We start from the raw sequence: 22,255 nt of genomic DNA, 5'->3' as shown, positions 1-22,255 counted from the left end.
ACTCTCGATGGTGAGGGAGTTGCTGCGTCTACGGCGATTCCTCTTCAGAGAGATATTGCTGGATGAAGGCTAAAATCGCTCGATCTTTAAAACCGCGAGCTAACGCTTGCAGTTTTCGGGAAAACGGAACGTATTGAGGGTCGAGTCCCTCGAGATCGGCGGCGCGATCGCGAATTCGCTTCATATTGCCCATCCTCGCCAGTTTGTAGAGCCGATCGATCTCCGACGGTGGCGGCGGCACGATCGGCCCGCTGACTGCCTCCTCGGACCGTTCAGTCTCCGGCGACACCGACTCGTATACCCATTCGAGTTGCAACTGTTTCCCGAGAACGGACAACAACAGCTCAGCGTCGATGGGTTTGGCCACGAAGGCGTTGCAACGGGCAATTTCACTCTGTTCGTCGCTGTCGATGAGGCTGGCAGACATCGCGATAATCGGCACGTCTTGCAATTCGCTATGGCGGCGAATCTCTTGCACCGCTTCAAACCCCGTCATCACGGGCATCACCAAATCCGTAACGATCGCGTCGGGTCGCTGCCGAACAGCAAGCTGCACCTCCTGCTGGCCGTTTTCAGCCAGCAGCACTTTAAACCCCAAGGGTTCGAGCAGATTCAACAACACCAAACGGCTCTCGAGCTTGTCGTCGGCGGCTAAAATACAGCGTCGTCGTCCTGAGTAGCCGACAATGCGATCGCGACTCGGCGATAAAACAGAAATCTTCGCCTTCACGACCTCAAAACTCACATCGAACCAGAAGGTCGAACCTTCCCCGAGTTTGCTGCTCACCTGGAGTTGTCCCCCCATCAACTCCACCAGTTGACGGGAAATCGCTAAACCTAACCCCGTTCCCGACGCTCGACGCTTCGTGTCTCCCACCTGCTCGAAGGGTTGGAATATTTGCTCGAGTTGGTCTTCGCTCATCCCCACCCCCGTATCGATGACTTCAAAGCGAAGAGTGGCGATCGCCCCTCGGCGGGCAATTTGAGAGACTTGCAACACCACTTGTCCGACATCGGTAAATTTAACCGCGTTTCCCAGCAGGTTGATGAGAACTTGACGCAGGCGTTTTTCATCGGCGCGAACGCCAGACGGTAAACCTGGGGCAGCGTTGCAGACGAATACCACATCCTTTTCGTTGGCTCGCATCCGAAGAATACCCGCAAGACTGTCGAGAAAGGCTGAGAGATTGACCTCAGCCGGGTACAGTTCCATCTTGCGAGCTTCGATTTTCGAGAGGTCGAGGATGTCGTTAATCAACGTCAGTAAGTGCTGGCCGCTTTGTCGGATGACGTTTAATCCCTCACGAAAGCGAGGATTGAGGGTGCGTTCCCGTTGGAGAATTTGCGCGTAGCCGAGGATGCCGTTGAGGGGAGTTCGTAACTCGTGACTCATGTTGGAGAGAAACTCGCTTTTGGCCGCGTTGGCCGCGTCGGCTGCTTCTTTAGCCTGTTGGAGTTCTTGGGTGCGTTCTTCGACTTTAAGTTCGAGGGTGCGAGAATACTCCTCCAGTTGTCGGTTGGCGCGTTCTAGGTTGTGGTAGAGCAGAGAGTTTTCGATGGAAATGGCCGCTTGCGAGCAGAACAGGTTCAGAAGCTGTAGGCGATCGCGCGCAAAAGCTTTTGCAGCCAGTTGGTTTTCCAGGTACAACACCCCGATACACTTACCGCGATCGAGCAGGGGCATACCGAGCATACTTTTAGCTCGTCCTCCCCGCAGATACGCATCCGTTCCCAAGCCGATATCAGCATTTGCATCCGGCAACATCAACGGTTCTTGAGTTCGCCACACCCGATGAACCAAGCTCAGCGGCACTTCTTGCGCGAGGTCTCGAGTCAGAGACGTTCCGAGGGGAGCGACGTGAATGCTGGGGGTGTCTTCACGAGCTTCAGCCAAGGCGACTAACGCGAGTGTTTCTTCCTGAGACAACAGCAGCGCACTTTTAGACGCCCCGGCATTTTCCATCACCACTTGCATCAATTGTCCCAAGAGGTTTTCGAGTTGAATTTCTCCTGAAATCGCTTGTGAGGCTTTGATGGCAGACGACAAATCTAGCTCGTGGGTCGTACTGTGAGAGGCGAGTTTGTTCGTCGTGCGCGATGTCGTGGTCGTCCTCACTTCTGTCGGTATATTTTGCCGCTCTCGGATGGGAGCCAGCAGTCGAGCGTAGCGGGTTTCTAAGTCTTGAATTTTGGCTTTTGCGCCCCAACGTGCATAGTTGTAGTAGGCATCGGTGAGATAGCTGAGCGCGACTTTTTCTCGACCCCAATCGAGGTAAAATTCGGCCGCTAGTTCGTTGGCGAGCGCTTCTTCTTGAACGTAGCCGTTGGCTCGAGCTTCGGCGATCGCGCGATCGTAGAACTCTCCGGCTTCGTACTTCTTGCCTAAAACTCGACATTTTTCTGCTTCTACAAGCAGATATTTATGCAGGAAGTTTTCCGAGCAACTATCAGACCACTGTTTGAGCTGTGCTTGATTGGCGTCAACGTGCGATCGCGCTTCATCGCGTTCTCGCTCGTTCGAGCTGGGATACAGTTTTAACAAACTTAAAGAGCTGTAGTAGTAATAGCCAACCGAAAGGGTAGATCCCTGACAAGCCGTCAGGCATTGACGGGCTTTAATCCAGTTGTCAGCCCCTCGCTGGAAATCCCGGCTCAGAACAGCTTGCTGAATTTGTAGAATATAGTGAATTCCGAGAGGCAAATAGGATCGTGTGGCTTGACACTGTTCGATCCAATCGCGTTCTTTTGTCAGCAAATCGCGTTGCTCTCGCTCGTCGAGCGGGTTCGAGAGCTGGTTGACGAACGTTCGACAAGCTGTCAAAACCCCCAACGCCATATCGTTTTGATTCTTTTCGACGATCGCCCAATATTTGTCGAGATCGGCGAGGATCGTGTCTAAGTTCTCTCCTTGAAAGAGTCGATTGTAGATATTAGCGCCTAGATTATATCCGGCATATTGAATTTCTCCAGAATCCATCCCCGCTAAGAAACCTTCATAGTTTTTCTGAGCGGCACCTTGGATGGGTTTAGCCCAAACCTGAATCCAACCTCCAAGTAAAAAACAAACGCTCGATCGCTGAAATTTGCTATTGGGCTTATAGCTGAGTTGTAGGGCGAGATTTGCAAACTCCATTCCTCGTTGGTACTCACCTTTTGTTAAAGTCGACCAAAAGAAACCATAAGCCGTATAACTCACAATAGATTCTGGGATATTTCCATGCTCGATAGACAAATGTACATTTCTCGACGCGATAAAACCGTAGAGATCGACATCTGAGGCAATGTAGGCCGCAGGTAATATATTGGCAAACAACTCGATCGTGACTTTGACTTCCGGATCGGTCACTTCAGGTAAATCTAGCAAAGAGATAATCGGACGATCTCGTAATATCTTTTCGATTTCCTCAGCCTCTTCTCGAATAAGGGTTTTGAGATCGTCTCGCTCGATTTGAATCCCGAGATCTCGCAAGCCAACATACCCAACTTGAATAGCTTGGCTGTACAAACCTTGCATCGTGTATTGAATTGCTTTGAGAACGTAAGATTTCGCGCGATCGACGGCTGAGTTCGCAAAAGAAAGTAAGATGTCGATCGTCTGGTCTAACGCAACAAAATCTGCGATCGTGAGCTGAGTTTTCGCTAACTCAACATGAAATTGAAACGTCAGATCGTAGTCTGTCGTCCAACAGTTTTGACCGAGCAAGTCAATGCCGATCTGAAAATAGCTTTTTGCAGCATCACAAGCAGTCGCCTGCTTAGCTTTCTGTCCGGCATTTAAATTCAGGTCAACGAGCTGTTCGATCTCAGCTTCTTCTTCAATTGCCGTGCGCCCGATATTGAGTTGATTGACAATATCGAAAAGGCGATCGCTTTGCTCTTGAGGCGATAAATTCGATAAAAGTTTACGACCGATCGCATAGTGAGTAGCGGGTTTCTTCGTATCGGCGATCGAAGCATAAGCGGCTTGTTGAACGCGATCGTGCAAAAACTTATAGCCCACTGAGATGTTCTCAGTCAACATTTTGTCTTCGCGATCGGTGCTTTGAAAAAACTTGTAGGTTTCGCTTTGAGGCAAAATCAACTCTTCTTGCAATGCCTCCCACAAACAATTTGCCACTTCAGCCTGAGACTGTTCGCTAGCAATGGCTAACGTTCCCAAATCGAACTGGTTGCCGATACAGGCTGCCAGCTTCAAGATCTGTTGAGTTTTGGCAGGTAGCTTCTGCAACCGCTTCGCCATAAACTCCACGACGTTGTTGGTTAACGCCAACTCCCGAACTTGTGCCAGATCGCACTGCCAGTAACCCAAATCGCGATCGAAGGTAATCCATCCATCTTCATGTAGTCCCTTGAGAAACTGAACTGCAAAAAATGGATTTCCCTGATTCTTCTCGTACACCAATTCGGTTAAAGGTAAGGCAAGTTCTAACTCGCAGCTCAGCGTTTCCGCCACTAAATAATTGAGATCGATTTGACTTAAAGGGTCGAGAGCGATCGTTTCAATGTTGACACCGGATTCAGCAATACGATCTAACGTCAACTGTAAGGGATGAGTCGCAAAAACTTCGTTATCTCGATACGCCCCCAACAACAACAAATAGCCTCGATCTCGGTCGTCCATCAGCACTTGCATCAACTTCAGCGAAGCTGAATCTGCCCATTGAAGGTCGTCCAAAAAGATGACTAAGGGGTGGTCTTTTGTACTAAAAACTCTAATAAATTTTTGAAACAAAAGATTAAAGCGATTTTGGGCGGCACTTCCCGACAGTGCCGGTACGCTAGGCTGTTTGCCAATAAGGATTTCCAACTCGGGAATCACATCGATGACGATCTGCGCGTTGTCTCCCAAAGCCTTGAGAATTTCAGCCTTCCAAGCCTTCAGTTGCTCGTCGCTTTCGCTTAACAACTGCTCCATTAAATTTCGGAACGCTTGGACGAACGCAGAAAACGGAACGTTCCGGTTGAACTGGTCGAATTTTCCTTTAATAAAACATCCCCGTCGGGCGACAATGGGTTTGTGAACTTCGTTGATGACGGCGGTTTTACCGATACCCGAGAAACCCGACACCAACATTAGCTCAGTTTGACCTCGTGCGACTTGCTCGAATACATTGAGGAGGGTTCGCACTTCGGCTTCTCGTCCGTAGAGCTTTTCGGGGACGGCGAAGCGATCGCACACATCTCGCTCTCCCAACTCAAAGGGTTCGATCGCTCCGGTTTCCTCCCACTGTTGCCAACATCGCTCGAGATCGTATTTCAACCCCAACGCGCTCTGATAGCGCTCCTCAGCGTTCTTGGCCATCAACTTGAGAACGATCGCCCGCACTGCCTCGGGAACCGAACTCCCGTCAGGAAACTTAGCCTCGCGAGCGATGTGACAATGCACTAACTCCATCGGATCGTTGGTAAGAAAGGGGAGCTGTCCCGTCAGCAGTTCGTAAAAGGTAACGCCGAGAGAATAGAAGTCGCTGCGGTAGTCCAGACTCCGGTTCATGCGTCCGGTTTGCTCTGGAGAAATGTAAGCGAGGGTGCCTTCGAGAACGTTGGGATTCTTTAAAACTTGGCTTTCTTTGGGTAACAAAGACGCGATCGAAAAATCGATCAGTTTGACTTGCTTGGTGTTGGGGCAAATGAGGATGTTGGCCGGTTTGATGTCTTTATGAATCACCCGATTTCGATACAGTCCCTCGAGAATCTGTGCCAAAGCTATGGCAACGGGCAAAAATTCCCCCAGACTCAAAGGTTGCTGGGCTGTATAGTCCGACAAGGAAATCGCCCCTTCGTCGGGCATCACCAAAATGCAACTGTTGCGGTAATTTTCCAACGCCAGAGGCTCGACCACACCGGGACAATCGAGGTTTTTGGCAATGGTGTACTGGTTGCGGAAATTGACCAGTTCGTGAAAGCCGGGATACTCGCTGTCGAGCAGTTTGAGAATCACCGTGCGATCGTCGGCCGTTCGTCGCCCCCGATAAACTTGCGTTCGAGAGCTAGAATGCAACAGTTCTAAATTCTCGTAGCCAGGTAAAAGGGTCGTGTTTTCAGTCATCGTTCGTTTTCTGGGTCAATTGCAATATCTGTTGTAAAACAAGTTTTGTTTTAAGACAGATATTGTTGGATAAACGTTAAAATAGCTCGGTCTTCAAAGCCGCGAGCCAAGTCTTGAAGTTTTCGGGCAAACAGACGGTATTGAGGATCGAGCTGCTCGAAATAGGCCGCGCGATCGCGAATTCGCTTCATATTGCCCATCCTCGCGAAGTCGTACAGCACCTCGATTTCCGACGGTGGCGGCGGCACGATCGGTCCGCTGACCGCCTCCTCGGACGGTTCGGTTTCCGCATCGATCGCTTCGTACACCCATTCGAGTTGCAACTGCTCCCCGAGAGCCGCCAACAACAACTCGGCGTCGATGGGTTTGGCCACGAAGGCATCGCAACGAGAAATTCGACTCTGTCCGTCGCGGTCGAGCAGACTGGCAGAAATCGCGATAATTGGGATCTCCTGAAGTTCGCTGTGACGGCGAATCTCTTGTATCGCTTCAAACCCACTCATCACCGGCATAATTAAATCGGTGATAATGGCATCGGGTCGATGCTGGAGAGCTAACTGCAATTCTTGTTGGCCGTCTTCGGCCAAAATCATCTCAAACCCTAACGGCTCCAGTAGATTCAACAACACCAAGCGACTCTCGAGTTTGTCGTCGGCGGCTAAAATACGGCGTCGTCGTCCTTGGTAGCCGACGATCCGTCCGACCCGAGATGAAGTAACTGAAGTCTTTGCCTGACTCGCTTCAAAGCTGACCTCGAACCAGAAGGTCGAACCCTCCCCAGGTCGGCTGCTCACCTGGAGCTGTCCTCCCATCAAGTCTACCAGTTGGCGGGAAATGGCTAAGCCTAACCCCGTTCCGGCCGCTCGACGCGTCGTATCTCCCACCTGCTCGAAGGGTTGGAAGATTTTTTCGAGTTGGTCGTCGCTCATCCCCACTCCCGTATCGACGATCTCAAAGCGAAGGGTGGCGATCGCCTCTCGGCGGGCAATTGGAGAAACTCGTAGTGTCACTTGTCCGGAGTCGGTAAATTTAACGGCATTTCCCAGCAGGTTGATGAGAACTTGACGCAGGCGTTTTTCGTCGGCGTGAATCCCCACGGGTAAGTTAGGAGCAGCATCGCAGTCAAAGTAAATATCTTTTTCGATCGCTCGCATCCGAATAATTCCGGCGACACTGTCGAGAAACGTCGAGAGGTTCACTGCCGACGGATACAGTTCCATCTTGCGAGCTTCGATTTTCGAGAGGTCGAGGATATCGTTAATCAACGTCAGCAAATGCCGACCACTTTGGCGGATGACGTTTAATCCTTCGCTAAAGCGAGGAGCGAGGTTGCGTTCTCGTTGGAGGATTTGCGCGTAGCCGAGGATGCCGTTGAGGGGGGTTCGTAACTCGTGGCTCATGTTGGAGAGAAACTCGCTTTTGGCCGCGTTGGCCGCATCGGCCGCTTCTTTGGCCTGTTGGAGTTCGGCGGTGCGTTCTTCAACTTTTTGTTCGAGGGTGTGAGAGTAGTCTTCCAGTTGTTGGTTGGCACGTTCTAAGTTGCGGTAGAGAGTGGCGTTTTCAATGGCGATCGCGACTTGAGCGGTAAGGAGTTTCAGAACTTCTTGCAGGCGAGGGGGAAAAGCGGCAACGGTTCGATCGTTTTCTAAGTAGAGAATACCTAAAAAGCTCTCATGTTTGAGAATGGGCAGACACAAAATACTTTTGGGTTGGTTTTTTTGAATGTAGCGATCGCTGCTCCAGCGTTCCTCTTGTGTAATATTGTCGTAGGTTAAGGCTTCGCAGAGATGGCGAACGTAACGAATCAGAGAAACGGGAACTTCAGTGCTGGTTTCGAGGGGATGTTGAGCAAACTGTTGTTGTTCTTTTAAAGTCGCCAGGGCTTCAACGCACCAGTGAGAATCAGTCGGTAACATTAAGGCGCATTTCGTCGCTCCGGCATTTTCCATTAAAACGCCAGTGAGTTTAGCAATGAGTCGATCGCGTTGTAGTTCGCTTGAGATGATGTGGCAAGTTTTGAGGAGACTGGCTGCATCGAGACCTTCGGAAGTGGTGCTACTGCTTGAAAGGTGAGATAGAGTACTTTGAGGAAAAAGTGGCGCGATGGTTTCTTGGGAAGCCAGCGGAGCATCTCGGCGATTAATAACGGGTTGGAGTAGTTGAGGATATTGGGCTAACAGTCGCTCGGTTTTAGCGGTGGCTCCCCATCGTTCGTAACCCGAGTACGCTTCTTGCATATAACTGGCGGCACTTTTCAGATTTCCTCGATCGAGGTAAAAGAGAGCGGCACGTTCGCTCGCTAGGGCTGCTTCGTGGATATAGTCGTTCGTAGTGGCCTCGGCAATGGCTCGGTCGAACAGTGCGATCGCTTCGAGGTCTTCACCTAAAATTCGATGTCGTTCTGCCTCGACTAGAGCAAATTTATGGGAATAGTTGCTGGGGGCGCAATCAGCCCAAACTTTCATTTTGTCTTGGTTTTGCTTGATTTTGTCTCGGTTTTTCAGGCGATCGTCCGAGTCGAGATTTGCATCGATCGCCAGTCGCGCTAAAGAATCGTAGAAATGAAAGACGGGAACGGCGAGGGCGGCGGTAACAGTTTCTAAATAGTCGGCGGCAGATTCAGAATAGCGGATGGCTAAATCGAATTCTCCAAATAGATAGGATAGAATAAGTTTGTTTAAATAAAAATAATGGAGTCCGTATCCATTTTTGTTTTCTAAATAAGTGGGCAGTAACTGCCTTTCATCGACCGCTTCTCCCACCAAACAACTAGGAGTGTCACTCTGAGCGATTAAATTTAAAGCTGTCTGTCGCGTCACTGCAATTAAATTGACTCCCATTTTTTGATGGAGTCGCTCGAGGTCTTGGCTCCACAGACTCATTTCCGGTTCGAGAGCCGTGAGTTCTTTTCCGATAAACAGTGAATACTGACAGATTTTAAACGCCGTGTAGCCGGCCCATTCAAACTCACCTGATTTCATGCCACATTGATATGCCCAACGCATCGGCTCGATCGTACTTTTGGCATGGTCTTTCCAATGAAAAACAAACCCTTCGAGAATGTCTAAGGTTCGAGCGTGAATTGCTTTTTGGTTAAACTTGTCAAGTAATGTTAACGAAAGTTCACCAAATTGATAACCTAACTCAATGTCACCGACAATCCCACAGAGAATTTCGCCGTAAATTGCATAAGCTAAAGCCGACCAAGGAGAATTTCCATATCGAATTGACAACTTCACTTGTTCTAAAACGAGTAGTGGCATCAGATCGGGAAAAGACAGATAAACTGGAGGAAATAAGGTCGATAAAAGGCTCATGGCGGCGAGTTTTACCGGATCGGTCATTTCTGAAAAATCGAGTGCAGCCAACGGTTTTTTTCCAATAGAACTCGCCATCACTGTTTCGAGTTCGCGTTGCAGATCTGAGGGTTTGGGGATTTTAGGAAACACAATTCCTAAAATTTCGAGAGCGTGCAATCCGACTTCAATTCCTTCGTCGATACGATTTTGTGACGTGTAAGCTGTTATCTTGATTTCGTAAATTTTGATGTTTTCGACAATATTTTTAGAATTTTGTAAAACGCGATCGCCCAAAACCTCCATTTCCTCTAAGTTGCCGTTGAGATATGCTATCTCTGCTGCCAATTTATAAAGCGATAACGTAAGGGCGTATTGCCGAGACCAACCCTCAAAGCTGAGCAGTTCTATCCCTATATTCAAGTACGATTGTGCGGCGGCATAAGCGGTAGCAAGTTTGGCTTTCTGTGCGGCTTTCAAGTTAAGCTGAGCGAGATAATCCCGTTCGACTTGTGTGGTTAATAATCTGTAACCAATATTCAACTGGCTGACGATGGAGAAGATCGTTTCTTCTTGCTTTTCCGATGGGGTTTTTTCAAGGAGCCGTCGCCCGATTTTGAAGTGAGTTGCTTGTTTTTGCTCTTCTAGAATAAGTGAATAAGCAGCCTGCTGAACGCGATCGTGTAAAAAACGATAGGTCACAGAGCCAACTGAAATACTATCAGTTTTACTGAAATCGATCGATGTTTTATCTGTCTCTAAATGATGAAAAAACTTATAAGATTCGCTCACTGGCAAAATCAAACCCGCTTGAAGTGCCACCCAAATTCGATCGGCGATCGCTTCTTCAGATACTTCACAAATTACCGATAACGTTTCGATTTCAAATTGGCTACCAATACAAGCTGCTAACTTTAACACATCTCGAGTTGTTTCGGGTAGCTTTTGCAAACTCTTGACAATGTATTCCACCACATTATCGGTAAGCGTTACTTCTCGTACGCGAGAAAGATCGCATTCCCAATGTCCCAAAGTCGAATTAAAAACGATGAGTTGCTCTTCGTAAAGTGTTGTAAGAAACTGGATGACAAAAAAGGGATTTCCTTGGGTTTTGAGTTCCACTAACTCCGTCAGCGGTCGAGCAGATTTTTTGTCACAGCACAACGTTTCTGCAATCAAGCGATCGATTCTATCTCGTTTTAAAGGTTGCAGAGAAACTGTAGAAACAATTGCTTGATGCTCCTTAATTTTTTTAAGGCTCAACATTAATGGATGAGTTGGAATAATTTCATTGTCGCGATACGCTCCCAGTAACAACAAATACCCCGTGCGATTTTCGATCGCCAACACTTCAATTAAAGCGAGCGAGGCTAAATCGACCCACTGTAAATCGTCTAAAAAAATGACTAGAGGATGCTCGGAGGTGGTGAAAACCTCAATAAATTTTTGAAAAAGTAAATTGAAGCGATTTTGAGCGGCATTACCCGACAGTTCGGGGACGGACGGTTGCGGTCCGATAATGTGTTCTAACTCGGGAATGACTTCGATGAGGACTCGACCGCTTTCTCCGACGGCGTCGAGAATTTTGGCTTTCCAGGCGGCCAGTTCTTCGTCCGATTCACAAAGCAGTTGCTCCATTAAATCTCGAAAAGCTTGTACGAAGGCGCTCAGAGGAATATTACGGTTGAATTGGTCGAATTTGCCTTTAATGAAATACCCCCGTCGGGCGACGATGGGTTTGTGAACTTCGTTAATCACGGCGGTTTTGCCAATCCCCGAAAAACCCGCCACCAACATCATTTCTGTGACACCGCCAGCCACGCGATCGAACGCCTCGAGTAACGATCGCACTTCGGCTTCTCGTCCGTAGAGCTTTTCGGGAATGGTAAAGCGATCGCACACATCTCGCTCTCCCAACTCAAAGGGTTCGATCGCTCCGGTTTCCTGCCACTGTTGCCAACATCGCTCGAGGTCGTATTTCAACCCCAACGCACTCTGATAGCGGTCTTCAGCGTTCTTGGCCATCAACTTGAGAACGATCGCCCGCACCGCCTCGGGAACCGAACTCCCGTCAGGAAACTTAGCCTCGCGAGCGATGTGACAATGCACTAACTCCATCGGATCGCTGGCAATAAAGGGGAGCTGTCCCGTCAGCAGCTCGTAAAAGGTAACGCCGAGGGAATAGAAATCGCTGCGGTAATCGATGCTGCGATTCATGCGTCCGGTTTGTTCGGGGGAAATATAAGCGAGGGTACCTTCGAGAACGTTCGGGTCGATCGGTTGTTGTTGTTCTTTGGGTAATTGGGAGGCGATCGAAAAATCGATCAGTTTCACTTGCTTGGTGTCGGGGTGAATGAGAATATTTGCCGGTTTGATGTCTTTATGAATCACCCGACTTCGATACAGTCCCTCGAGAATCTGTGCCAAAGCTATGGCAACGGGCAAAAATTCCCCCAGACTTAAAGGCCGGTCGGCGGCATAGTGGGCTAGAGAAATCGCCCCTTCGTCGGGCATCACCAAAATGCAACTGTTGCGGTAGTTCTCCAGCGCCAGAGGCTCGACCACACCGGGACAATCGAGGTTTTTGGCAATGGCGTACTGGTTGCGGAAATTGACCAGTTCGCGGAAACTGGGATACTCGGCATCGAGCAGTTTGAGAATCACCGCTCGACCGTCGATCGCTCGCCGTCCCCGATAAACCAAGGTTCGAGAGCTAGAGTGCAACAGTTCGAGGTGACTGTAGCCAGGAAGAAGGGTCGTGTTTTCAGTCATCATTTCGGTTCTCCAGTTTCCACGGATCGAGATTGCGCGATGAAGGCTAAAAGCGCTCGGTCTTCAAAGCCACGAGCCAAGTCTTGAAGTTTTCGGGCAAACGGACGATATTGAGGATCGAGCTGCTCGAGATAGACCGCGCGATCGCGAATTCGCTTCATATTGCCCATCCTCGCGAAGTCGTACAGCACCTCGATTTCCGACGGTGGCGGCGGCACGATCGGTCCGCTAACCGCCTCCTCGGACGGTTCGGTTTCCACCTCGATCGCTTCGTACACCCATTCGAGTTGCAACTGCTCCCCGAGAGCCGCCAACAACAACTCGGCATCGATGGGTTTGGCCACGAAGGCATCGCAACGGGAAATTCGACTCTGTCCGTCGCGGTCGAGCAGACTGGCAGAAATCGCGATAATCGGGATCTCCTGAAGTTCGCTGTGACGACGAAGCTCCTGTATCGCTTCAAACCCACTCATCACCGGCATGATTAAATCGGTGATAATGGCGTCGGGTCGATGCTGGAGAGCTAACTGCAATTCTTGTTGGCCGTCTTCGGCCAAAATCATCTCGAACCCTAACGGCTCCAGTAGATTCAACAACACCAAGCGACTCTCGAGTTTGTCGTCGGCGGCTAAAATACGGCGTCGTCGTCCTTGGTAGCCGACAATGCGATCGCCGCTCGCCGATCGGGTGACGTTACGGTTGTCCTGCTTCGCTTCAAAGCTGACCTCGAACCAGAAGGTCGAACCCTCCCCAAGTCGGCTGCTCACCTGGAGTTGTCCCCCCATCAACTCCACCAGTTGGCGGGAAATGGCTAAGCCTAACCCCGTTCCGGCCGCTCGACGCGTCGTATCTCCCACCTGCTCGAAGGGTTGGAAGATTTTTTCGAGTTGGTCGTCGCTCATCCCCACTCCCGTATCGACGATCTCAAAGCGAAGGGTGGCGATCGCCTCTCGGCGGGCAATTTGAGAAACTCGTAGCGTCACTTGTCCGGAGTCGGTAAATTTAACGGCATTTCCCAGCAGGTTGATGAGAACTTGACGCAGGCGTTTTTCGTCGGTTTGAATCCCCACGGGTAAGTTAGGAGCAGCATCGCAGTCAAAGTAGATATCTTTTTCGATCGCTCGCATTTGAATGATGCCCACGACACTGTTGAGAAACGCCGAGAGGTTCACCGCCGACGGATACAGTTCCATCTTGCGAGCTTCGATTTTCGAGAGGTCGAGGATATCGTTAATCAACGTCAGCAAGTGCCGACCGCTTTGGCGGATGACGTTTAATCCTTCGCTAAAGCGAGGCGTGAGGTTGCGTTCCCGTTGGAGGATTTGCGCGTAGCCGAGGATGCCGTTGAGGGGGGTTCGTAACTCGTGGCTCATGTTGGAGAGAAACTCGCTTTTGGCCGCGTTGGCCGCGTCGGCCGCTTCTTTGGCCTGTTGGAGTTCGGCGGTGCGTTCTTCAACTTTTTGTTCGAGGGTGTGAGAATAGCTCTCTAGCTGTTGGTTCGCTTCTTCTAGATTGTGATAGAGCAGGGCGTTTTCGATGGAAATCGCCGCTTGCGAGCAGAAGAGGTTCAGAAGCTGTAGGCGATCGCCGGTAAAGGCATCTGTGGTAAGTCGGTTTTCCAGGTACAACACCCCGATACACTTGCCGCGATCGAGCAGCGGCATAGAGAGAATGCTTTTGGGGGGATGCCGAACGAGATAGGAATCGGTGGAAAATTTGGTTTCGGCGATCGTGTCCTGAAGGATCAGAGGATCTTGGGTTCGCCAGACGGTATTGACGATGCTAACGGGAACTTCTCGTTCCGGTTCGAGTGTGAGGGATTCTCCGAGAGAGGCGACTCGAATGGTTGGGTCGGCCTCGGTATAAGATGCCAGAGCGACCAATGCTAGGGTGTTTCGATGGGGCAGGAGTAACGCACTCTTGGAGGCTCCGGCATTTTCCATCACCACTTGCATCAATTGGGAAAGCAATCGTTCGAGTTGAATTTCCCCGGAAATGGCTTGGGAGGCTTTGATGGCGGAGGCTAAGTCTAGCGAACTGGTGGTACTGCTGGAGGTGACGGCTCCGGTAGGGGTGGAAATTGAGGTCGTAGTGGTACGCGATCGCGGGTTCGACTGTTGGAGTAAAGGTGCCAGCAGTTGAGGGTAACGGGTTTCTAAGTCTTCGACTTTGGCTTTAGACCCCCAGCGGGCATAACTGTAATAGGCATCGCTCATGTAGCTGGCCGCCACTTTGTCTTTGCCCCAGTCGAGGTAAAATTTGGCTGCCAGTTCGTTAGCCAGGGCTTCTTCTTGGATGTATTCGTTGGCTTTCGCACCGGCGATCGCGCGATCGTACAGCTCGATCGCCTCGGCTTTGTACCCTAAAACTCGACATTTTTCCGCTTCGACTAAATCGACTTTATGTTGATAGTTCGTTGGAGCGTAGTTTACCCAGTGTTGTAGTTTTCTTTGGTTTCGCTCGACCTTCTGCAATCCTTCGTCAGTGTTGGTAGAAACTTCACCCAGCGAGGCGATCGCGCTCAAGGACTCGTAAAAATAAAAGATGGGTTCGCCGATGGTTCCCGTACCGCCCATCAAATATTGCTGGCACTCGGCAGCGCGATCGCGAGCCGATTCGACTTCTCCGAATATGTAGCTCAGCATCAGTTTAGATAAATAGAAGAAATACAAGGCTGTGAATTCGCGAGATTCTAGCAGTTTTGGTAAAAATTCTGCTTCTTGAAGACCTTCTCCTGCTAAATAACTGGGACGTTCTGTCGCGTCCAGTAAATTTAAAGTCGATTGCCAATAAATGCGACACCAATTGACTGTTGTAAGCTGGTTGAATTGCATCAACGCTTGACAGTAAGATTTTATTTCTAGCTCTAAAGTAGAGAGAGAATGACCGCACCAAAACGAATGACAGCACAAAGTTCCAGCACTATATCCGACAAATTCTAGATTGCCGACTTCTAGTCCTAGCCTGTAAACCTCTTGGAGTAGCGGCAGCGTTTTTTTAATGTGAGATTTTCGATGTAAAATAACAAATCCAACGACAAATGCAGCCAGAGGTTTGACTGCATTTTTCTCTAGAGTAGAAACTAATTGAAGAGCGAGTTGGCCGAACTGCACGCCCGTCTCTACATCTTTCAAGCGATTACAAGCCAGAAATCCATATCCTGCATATCCATGAGTCGATTCGGGGACGTTTCCATATTGAATGGAGATTTCTACTGACAAACAAGCTAGAACTGTATATAAAGAAGGTTCTGACATATAAGCCGCAGGCATGATATGACTAATTATTTGGACGATCGCAATTTTTTCACGATCTGTCATAAGGGGAAGACGAGCTAAGTCTTCAATTTTTCGATCTTCCAACTGTGTTTTGACTTCCGCAACTTTTTGCCGAAGATCGCTAGCTGTTGCATTTTTTGGGAACGTAATACCGAACTGTTCTAAAACTTCTAGAGCAACGGCAATCGCTTGTGGCGGTTTGTTTTGAGAGGTATACGCCTGAATTTTGATGCGGTAAACGGCAATGCGATCGAGGATCGATTCAGTGCGATCGATAACCGTTTCGATAAATTGATTCATTGCCTCGAATTCGCCACACAGTAATGCAAATTCTGCGGCGAATTCGTGCAACTCTAAACTGATATCGTACTGCCGCAACCAAGCATCTTCTTGGAGTAATAAAATTCCGGTTCGAGCATAGCTGTAACCCGCTCGATAAGCCGTAGAACTGCGGGCTTTACGGCTAGCAACGAGATTGAGTCGTGCGAGTTCGTCTCGTTGTCTGAGATCGTTCATTAACGCAACGCCGTAGTTGAGTTGGCTGACGAGTTCAAAAATTTGCTCTTCTCGGGCGTCTGGCGGTATCCTGTTGAGTAAACGTCGACCGATATGGTAGTGAGTGGTTTGTTTTTGAGAATCGGGAATGAGAGAATAGGCTGCTTGTTGGACGCGATCGTGTAGAAAGCGATAGCTGACGGTTGATGACTGGGTAGTGGTATTGTTGAAATCTTTTTGGAAAAAGTTATAAGCTTTGCCGATCGGCAGAACGAGTCCTTCTTGTACAGCCGGCCAAATTTCCGTAACGATTTCCTCTTCGTCCTTGTTACAAACAACTGATAAGGCTTCTAAATCGAAGCGATCGCCCAAGCAAGCTGCTAGCTTCAAACTTTCTCGTGCGGGTTCTGGTAGTTTTTGCAATCGCTCTACCATCAATGTTTCAATATTATCAGTCAGTGCTGCATCGCAAATTTGGGCGAGATCGCATTCCCAAAATCCGATCGCTGCATTAAATATAATCAGTTTATCTTCATATAATTTATTTAAAAAATGAATACAAAAGAACGGATTGCCTTGAGTCTTTTGATAAACCAACTCGCTTAAAGGCTGTGCGAGTTCTTGACTGCAATTAAGCGTTTCGGCAACCAAGCGATCGATATGATGTCGAGCTAAAGGCGGCAGTGCGATCGTGGAAACGATGGCTTTGTTTTTCTCCAACTCCGCTACACTCAACATTAAAGGATGGGCGGGAGAGACTTCGTTATCCCGATAAGCTCCCAGCAATAGTAAGTAACCGCTCCGATTTTCACCGAGCAACACTTTCATAAGGTCGATCGACGCCGAGTCTATCCATTGCAAGTCGTCTAAAAACATCACGAGAGGATGTTCGGGCGTCGTGAAAACCGCCATAAATTTCGACAAGAGCAAGTTAAAGCGGTTTTGAGCGGCGTTGCCAGACAGTTCGGGGACGGTCGGTTGCGGACCGATAATCTGTTCTAATTCGGGAATCACATCGATGAGAACTCGACCGTTATCTCCGACAGCCTCGAGAATCTCGACCTTCCAGACGGCCAGTTGGGCTTCTGAGTCGCCGAGCAGTTGTTCGATTAAGTCTCGAAAGGCTCGTACGAACCCTGAAAACGGAATGTTGCGATCGAGCTGGTCGAACTTTCCTCGGACGAAATACCCCCGGCGAGCCACGATGGGTTTGTGGATTTCGTTGACGACCGCAGTTTTACCGATGCCCGAGAAACCCGACACCAGCATGAGTTCGGTTCGGCCTTGGGAAACTCGCTCGAAGGCATCGAGCAAGGCTTGGACTTCGACTTCTCGTCCGTAGAGCTTTTCGGGAACGGCGAAGCGATCGCAGAGATCTCGCTTGCCTAACTCAAAGGGTTCGATCGCCCCTTTGTCTTCCCACTGTTGCCGACATCGCTCGAGATCGTATTTCAATCCCAACGCACTCTGATAGCGATCTTCGGCGTTCTTGGCCATCAATTTGAGAACGATCGACTGTATCGCCTCGGGGACGGGACTGCCGAGCGGAAACTTGACCCCGCGAGCGATGTGACAATGCACTAACTCCATCGGATCGGTGGCGATAAAGGGAAGTTGTCCGGTTAGGAGTTGGAAAAACGTAACGCCGAGGGAGTAGAAGTCGCTGCGGTAATCGAGACTCCGGTTTGTCCGTCCGGTTTGTTCTGGGGAAATGTAGGCCAGCGTTCCTTCGAGAACGTTGGGATTGGTGAGCTGTTGTTGTTCTTTGGGAAGTAGGGAGGCGATCGAGAAGTCGATCGGTTTCACCCTCCCGGTGTTGGGGCAAACGAGGATGTTGGCTGGCTTGATGTCTTTGTGGATGATTCGCTGCTGAGCGAGAAAATGCAGGGCTTCTGCTAGTTGAATGGCGATCGACAGAAAGTCGCTTGAGGAACGTGACGACTGTTGCCAGTAGTTAGACAAAGGAATCGCTCCCTCGTCGGGCATTATCAGAGCGTAACCGTTGCCGTAGCGTTCGAGGGCTAGGGGGCGAACGATATAGGGAGAGACGAGAGAGCGGGTAATGACGTACTGGTTGCGGAACCGGACTAATTCGTTAAAGTTGGGGTTGGGGTTGCGTAAGACTTTGATGATGACGGGTCGGCTGTCTTGAGTCCGTTGTCCGCGATAGACCAGGGTGTGGTTCCCGGTATAGATAAGGTCGATTTCTCGATAGCCAGCTAAGTTAAGCATTCGCGTTACCAAATAATCTGTCAAATTGAGTATGAGTTTGCGCTCGTTCGGGAACAGAGCCGAAAACTCTCGAAGAAGCCTGAATTCTTAGAAGAGGTAGCGTCAAGGATGAAGGCTGGGTGAAGTTGGTGTGGCGATCGAAGAGCGATCGCGCAGGTGGGTGAGGGAGAGAGGAGCGATCGCTATCGAGGCTAAACGGCTCTCTGTTGAGGCAATTGAGAGATACATCTCGATCTGTAAAAGGATCTCTCGTTTTAAGCATCATGCGAAAAATTCAGTCCGGCGACTGACACAAAATGTAAACTTCATTTAAATCAATAATTCTTGACATATTAAAGAACGTGGATCGGGTGCGTCTCACTTTTGCCAAAACAGGAGTTTGGGGTAGGTTGGGTTGAGCGAAGCCGAAACCCAACAGCCGCTCGGAAAGCGTCGATCGGTGCGTAGCACTATCGATTACGAAAGCTCGTATCCGATGAATTTACCTTTTGGAGATGCACCTAAGTAGATTGCCTTCGAGCTGACTGTCAGTTGTGTACGATCTGTCACTCCTAAGTTCTTAATAGCATTAAATAAAAGATCTCTGCAATACAGTAGCTCTGCGAACTAAGTTGTTTGACCGACATAAACCATGAAAAGTTATGCTGCAAGGTCACAATGTATGTTTGTTTAGTTGTGTTACAAATTCACAAAACGCGATACTTGTATTTTTACAGAGTTTAAACTAAAGTATTATATGTACGATCGCTATTGGCTTGTAAGTAAATTTGCGGATGCACGGCTCCGCAAATTTACAATCCTGTAAAATTTTAAATCAACGATCGCGATCGAGAAATTACAAAAAATCGAAAAATATCCGATCGAAAAATCTGAATATTATCTCACGCAATACTTTTTTATATTCCTATCCAAATCACTGTATCTGATGTGGTAAAGACTTCTTAAAACCCAGATTATTGGAAACGGATTTCGTATGAATTTTCAATAATTAAAACACCAAAAAACGCAGATTTTTCGTTCCCTATTCCCTATTCCCCGTTCCCTATTCCCTATTCCCAATCTTGTTACACAACTAATTTAGAGTTTTTATATTTTTTAAAATTTAAAATCACGATGAAAACTTGGCAAGATGTGATTCAGTTTTGGTTTGGAAAATTCGAGAGTTCCGAATACGGAAAACCGCGAAAACAATGGTTTGTTAAAGATCGTGCGTTTGACGATCGCGTGCGATCGCAGTTTCTCGACACTTATTCCCGAGCGGCATCTGGCGATCTCGACAGTTGGCAAGCCGAACCCCTCAGTTGTTTGGCATTAGCGATCGCCCTCGACCAATTTCCTAGAAATCTATTTCGCAATACGCCGCGAGCCTTTGCCACTGACGATAAAGCCTTGCACGTCGCCGAAACAGCCATCGATCGCCAGTTCGACCGACAAGTGCTTCCCGTCCAACGTTGGTTTTTCTATCTACCCTTCGAGCATTCAGAAAATCTCGAACATCAACACCAATCCGTGCGCCTGTTCGAGACCTTAAAAGACGATCCCGACAGTGCCAGCACCCTCGATTACGCCGACCAACACCGAAACGTCATCGAAAAATTCGGGCGTTTTCCCCACCGAAACGAGATTTTAGGTCGCGAAAGTACCCCAGCAGAACGAGAATTTCTGCAACAGCCCGGATCGTCGTTTTAGCCGTTGCGATCTCGGTCGTCTTCTGTCCCTCGAACCGACCCGAGATACCTTTGTAAATAGGGCGAAAAAACCTCGTAAATGAGCGTCAGCGGTTTACCGTGATGCCAAAACAGATAGTGACGACCCCAAAACGGCCCGGCTTCCTCAAATGCCTCTTCCAACGCAGGCGATCGACCGTAGTAAAGACCGCGAATGTCGCGATATAACTCCGCATGAATGCGCGAGAGATTTTCCCAAATCGGCAGCGATCGATTTTGTAAATAGTCGTCGATGTGGCTGGCTTCCCACCACGACGCTGCATAGGCGAGACGTTGACCCGACGCCGTTCTCAACCAAACCTGTCGTCGCAGTCGCGGCGTCGGAATCTCTTGAATTAAAGACGGCGCTCCGTCGGTGTCGGTGCCGATGGCGGACATATCGGTCACATCGACTTCGGTGGGTTCTCCCGTTAGCAACTTCAGGTGACGCGTCGGAGAGCCGTCTCCGAGCAGTAGGATTTGCCAAGCCGGTGCGAGTTGCTCGTGGGGTAAGCCGTCTCGAACAGCAGTTTCGTCGCCTTGCCACAGGGGATCGAGGGCGTGCCAGGCGAGGGATTGAGTGACGCGGTCGGGATGTCTAAACGTCGCAGTCAATGGTCTTAACAGAACTTAACCAACTCTCTTATCATAGCGCCGATCCCCGTTCTCCCTAGCTCCGGCTTCGATCTGAGCTAGGCTATAGACATCCTGTCAAAAACGATCCCGATGGTAGGGTTGGGCGATCGCGGCTCGAGAAGTCCTTGGAAACGCCGAGCGACAGAGAAGGGCAGCCGATCTCGTTCGCGCAAGCCGGACGGAGTCCGTTTGCATTCAGTTCGCCCTGTTTAAGCTGATGTTCGATTCCGATCTCGTCCGAAAGTTCGTCCGACTCATTTCGCAGCAAACAGGTTTGTGCGTTCGTCCTCAAGACGAAAACGGACTGCTCGCGAAGCTGCAAGCTCGTATGAAAGCACTGGGGATATCTTCCCTAGACTCTTACTATCAACTCCTCGATGCCGGACGTTCGGATGCTGTCGTCGCACCGAGCGATCGCCTCCGTAGCGAACGGGAATGGCGAGAACTCGTCAAACTCTTGGTCGTGACGGAAAGTTATTTTTTTCGCGATCGCGGTCAGTTCGACCTCCTGCGGACTCGCATCCTACCAGAACTTATCGTCAAAAACCGCAACCTCGCCGCCCAAAAAGCCAACGGCGCGAAACCCACCCTCAAAATTTGGAGTGCGGCTTGTGCTTCGGGAGAAGAAGCCTATTCGCTAGCAATTTTACTGCGGGAACTCCTACAGGATTTATACGACTGGAACCTCGTTATTTTTGGCACCGACATTAACGAGTCGGTGTTAGAGCGCGCTCGACAGGGCGAATACAACGCCTGGTCGTTCCGCCAAGTCGAACCTCGCATTCAACAGCAATATTTCCAAACTCGCCACGATCGCTATCAGATCGATCCTCGCGTGCGTCGGATGGTGCAGTTCCATCGACTCAATCTCGTTCGTCACGAGTTGCCCGATGCCGATCTCGCCCTCGCAGAGATCGACCTCATTCTCTGTCGCAACGTTTTCATTTATTTCGATCGCACCTCGATCGACCGCGTTCTACAAAAGTTTCACCGTACCCTCGCCCCTGGAGGATATCTCATCGCCGCGCACGCCGAACTGCAAGGACAAGCGACCCAGCCCTTTCATACTCAACTGTTTCCCCAGTCTGTGGTGTACCAGCGGTGCGATCGCCTCGCCGGAGACAGTATCGCTCGTGGCGATCGCGTCAGCATCCTCGAACGGTCGTCCGTTCCATCTCAAACCCGCGATCGGCCCTCTTCTCCAACGGTTCCCGCCGTTACCTCTCGAGCGGAACTCTCCCCCTCCCGTCCGAGCGTTAAACTGCGGCGCGATCGCCCCGATCGACCCTCCCCTCGCGAACTCTCCCCGGCTTGGACTCAAGCGCTCGCCTGCTACCAACACCAGGACTACGCCGACGCGATCGCCCGCGCCGAAATCGTCCTGTCTGACGAACCGCAGCATCTCGACGCCTACACCCTCATCGCCCGCGCCTATGCCAACCTCGGCGATTACCAAAAAGCCACTTATTACTGTATGCAAGCCCTTGGAATCGATTCTCTGGCCGTCGAACCGTACTATCTTTTGGCACACTTGGGCGAACTACAAGGCAAACCCGAACGGGCCAAAAGCTTTTTGAAAAAGATCGTGTATATCGACCCCCACGCGGCGATCGCCTATCTAGAACTGGCACAACTGTATCGAGCCGAAGGCGACCGACATCGCGCTCGTAAAATGCAAAGTACGGCTGTCGAAATTTTGCAAACACTCCCCCCCCAAACGGTGGTCGATGCCGAACGACACTTGACCGCCGGAGAGTTGTTACAACACGTTCGCGGCCAGTCCCGGTAATC

At 49.8% G+C, this 22,255-nt stretch carries 7 protein-coding genes; 2 read left to right on the top strand and 5 right to left on the bottom strand.

The features are described 5' to 3' along the window. Window positions 1-28: 28 nt before the first annotated feature. The 4 genes from GEI7105_RS0125840 to GEI7105_RS40650 form a co-directional block, all read right to left on the bottom strand. Window positions 29-6,049: a hybrid sensor histidine kinase/response regulator gene (locus tag GEI7105_RS0125840; protein WP_017663266.1), complete on the bottom strand. Its 6,021-nt coding sequence runs from the start codon at window positions 6,047-6,049 to the stop codon at window positions 29-31. 50 nt (window positions 6,050-6,099) lie between these two features. Further along, window positions 6,100-12,120, bottom strand: coding sequence for a hybrid sensor histidine kinase/response regulator (locus GEI7105_RS0125835; RefSeq protein WP_245555502.1), 6,021 nt, complete (start codon window positions 12,118-12,120; stop codon window positions 6,100-6,102). Continuing rightward, window positions 12,117-18,122, bottom strand: a complete 6,006-nt coding sequence (locus GEI7105_RS0125830; protein ID WP_017663264.1) for a hybrid sensor histidine kinase/response regulator — start codon at window positions 18,120-18,122, stop codon at window positions 12,117-12,119. The genes GEI7105_RS0125835 and GEI7105_RS0125830 overlap by 4 nt, the downstream gene beginning before the upstream one ends. Window positions 18,123-18,224: 102 nt before the next feature. After that, window positions 18,225-18,350, bottom strand: coding sequence for a hypothetical protein (locus GEI7105_RS40650; protein ID WP_281167041.1), 126 nt, complete (start codon window positions 18,348-18,350; stop codon window positions 18,225-18,227). 885 nt (window positions 18,351-19,235) lie between these two features. Here GEI7105_RS40650 and GEI7105_RS0125825 point away from each other — a divergent pair. Next, window positions 19,236-19,811 carry a DUF924 family protein gene (locus GEI7105_RS0125825; RefSeq protein WP_017663263.1) on the top strand — a complete coding sequence of 192 codons (576 nt, stop codon included), beginning with the start codon at window positions 19,236-19,238 and terminating at the stop codon, window positions 19,809-19,811. Here the strand turns inward: GEI7105_RS0125825 and GEI7105_RS0125820 are convergent. Further along, window positions 19,808-20,443: a chorismate lyase gene (locus GEI7105_RS0125820; RefSeq protein ID WP_017663262.1), complete on the bottom strand. Its 636-nt coding sequence runs from the start codon at window positions 20,441-20,443 to the stop codon at window positions 19,808-19,810. The two genes, GEI7105_RS0125825 and GEI7105_RS0125820, sit on opposite strands and share 4 nt — an antisense overlap. Before the next feature lie 238 nt (window positions 20,444-20,681). Between GEI7105_RS0125820 and GEI7105_RS33985 the strand changes: the two genes are divergently transcribed. Beyond that, window positions 20,682-22,253 carry a CheR family methyltransferase gene (locus GEI7105_RS33985; RefSeq protein WP_017663261.1) on the top strand — a complete coding sequence of 524 codons (1,572 nt, stop codon included), beginning with the start codon at window positions 20,682-20,684 and terminating at the stop codon, window positions 22,251-22,253. Window positions 22,254-22,255: the final 2 nt, after the last annotated feature.

Source organism: Baaleninema simplex PCC 7105, assembly GCF_000332355.1.
GTDB lineage: Bacteria > Cyanobacteriota > Cyanobacteriia > Cyanobacteriales > Geitlerinemataceae > Baaleninema > Baaleninema simplex.
Note: the sequence above shows the minus strand (reverse complement) of the source record. Positions and strands in the feature narration are given on the sequence as shown.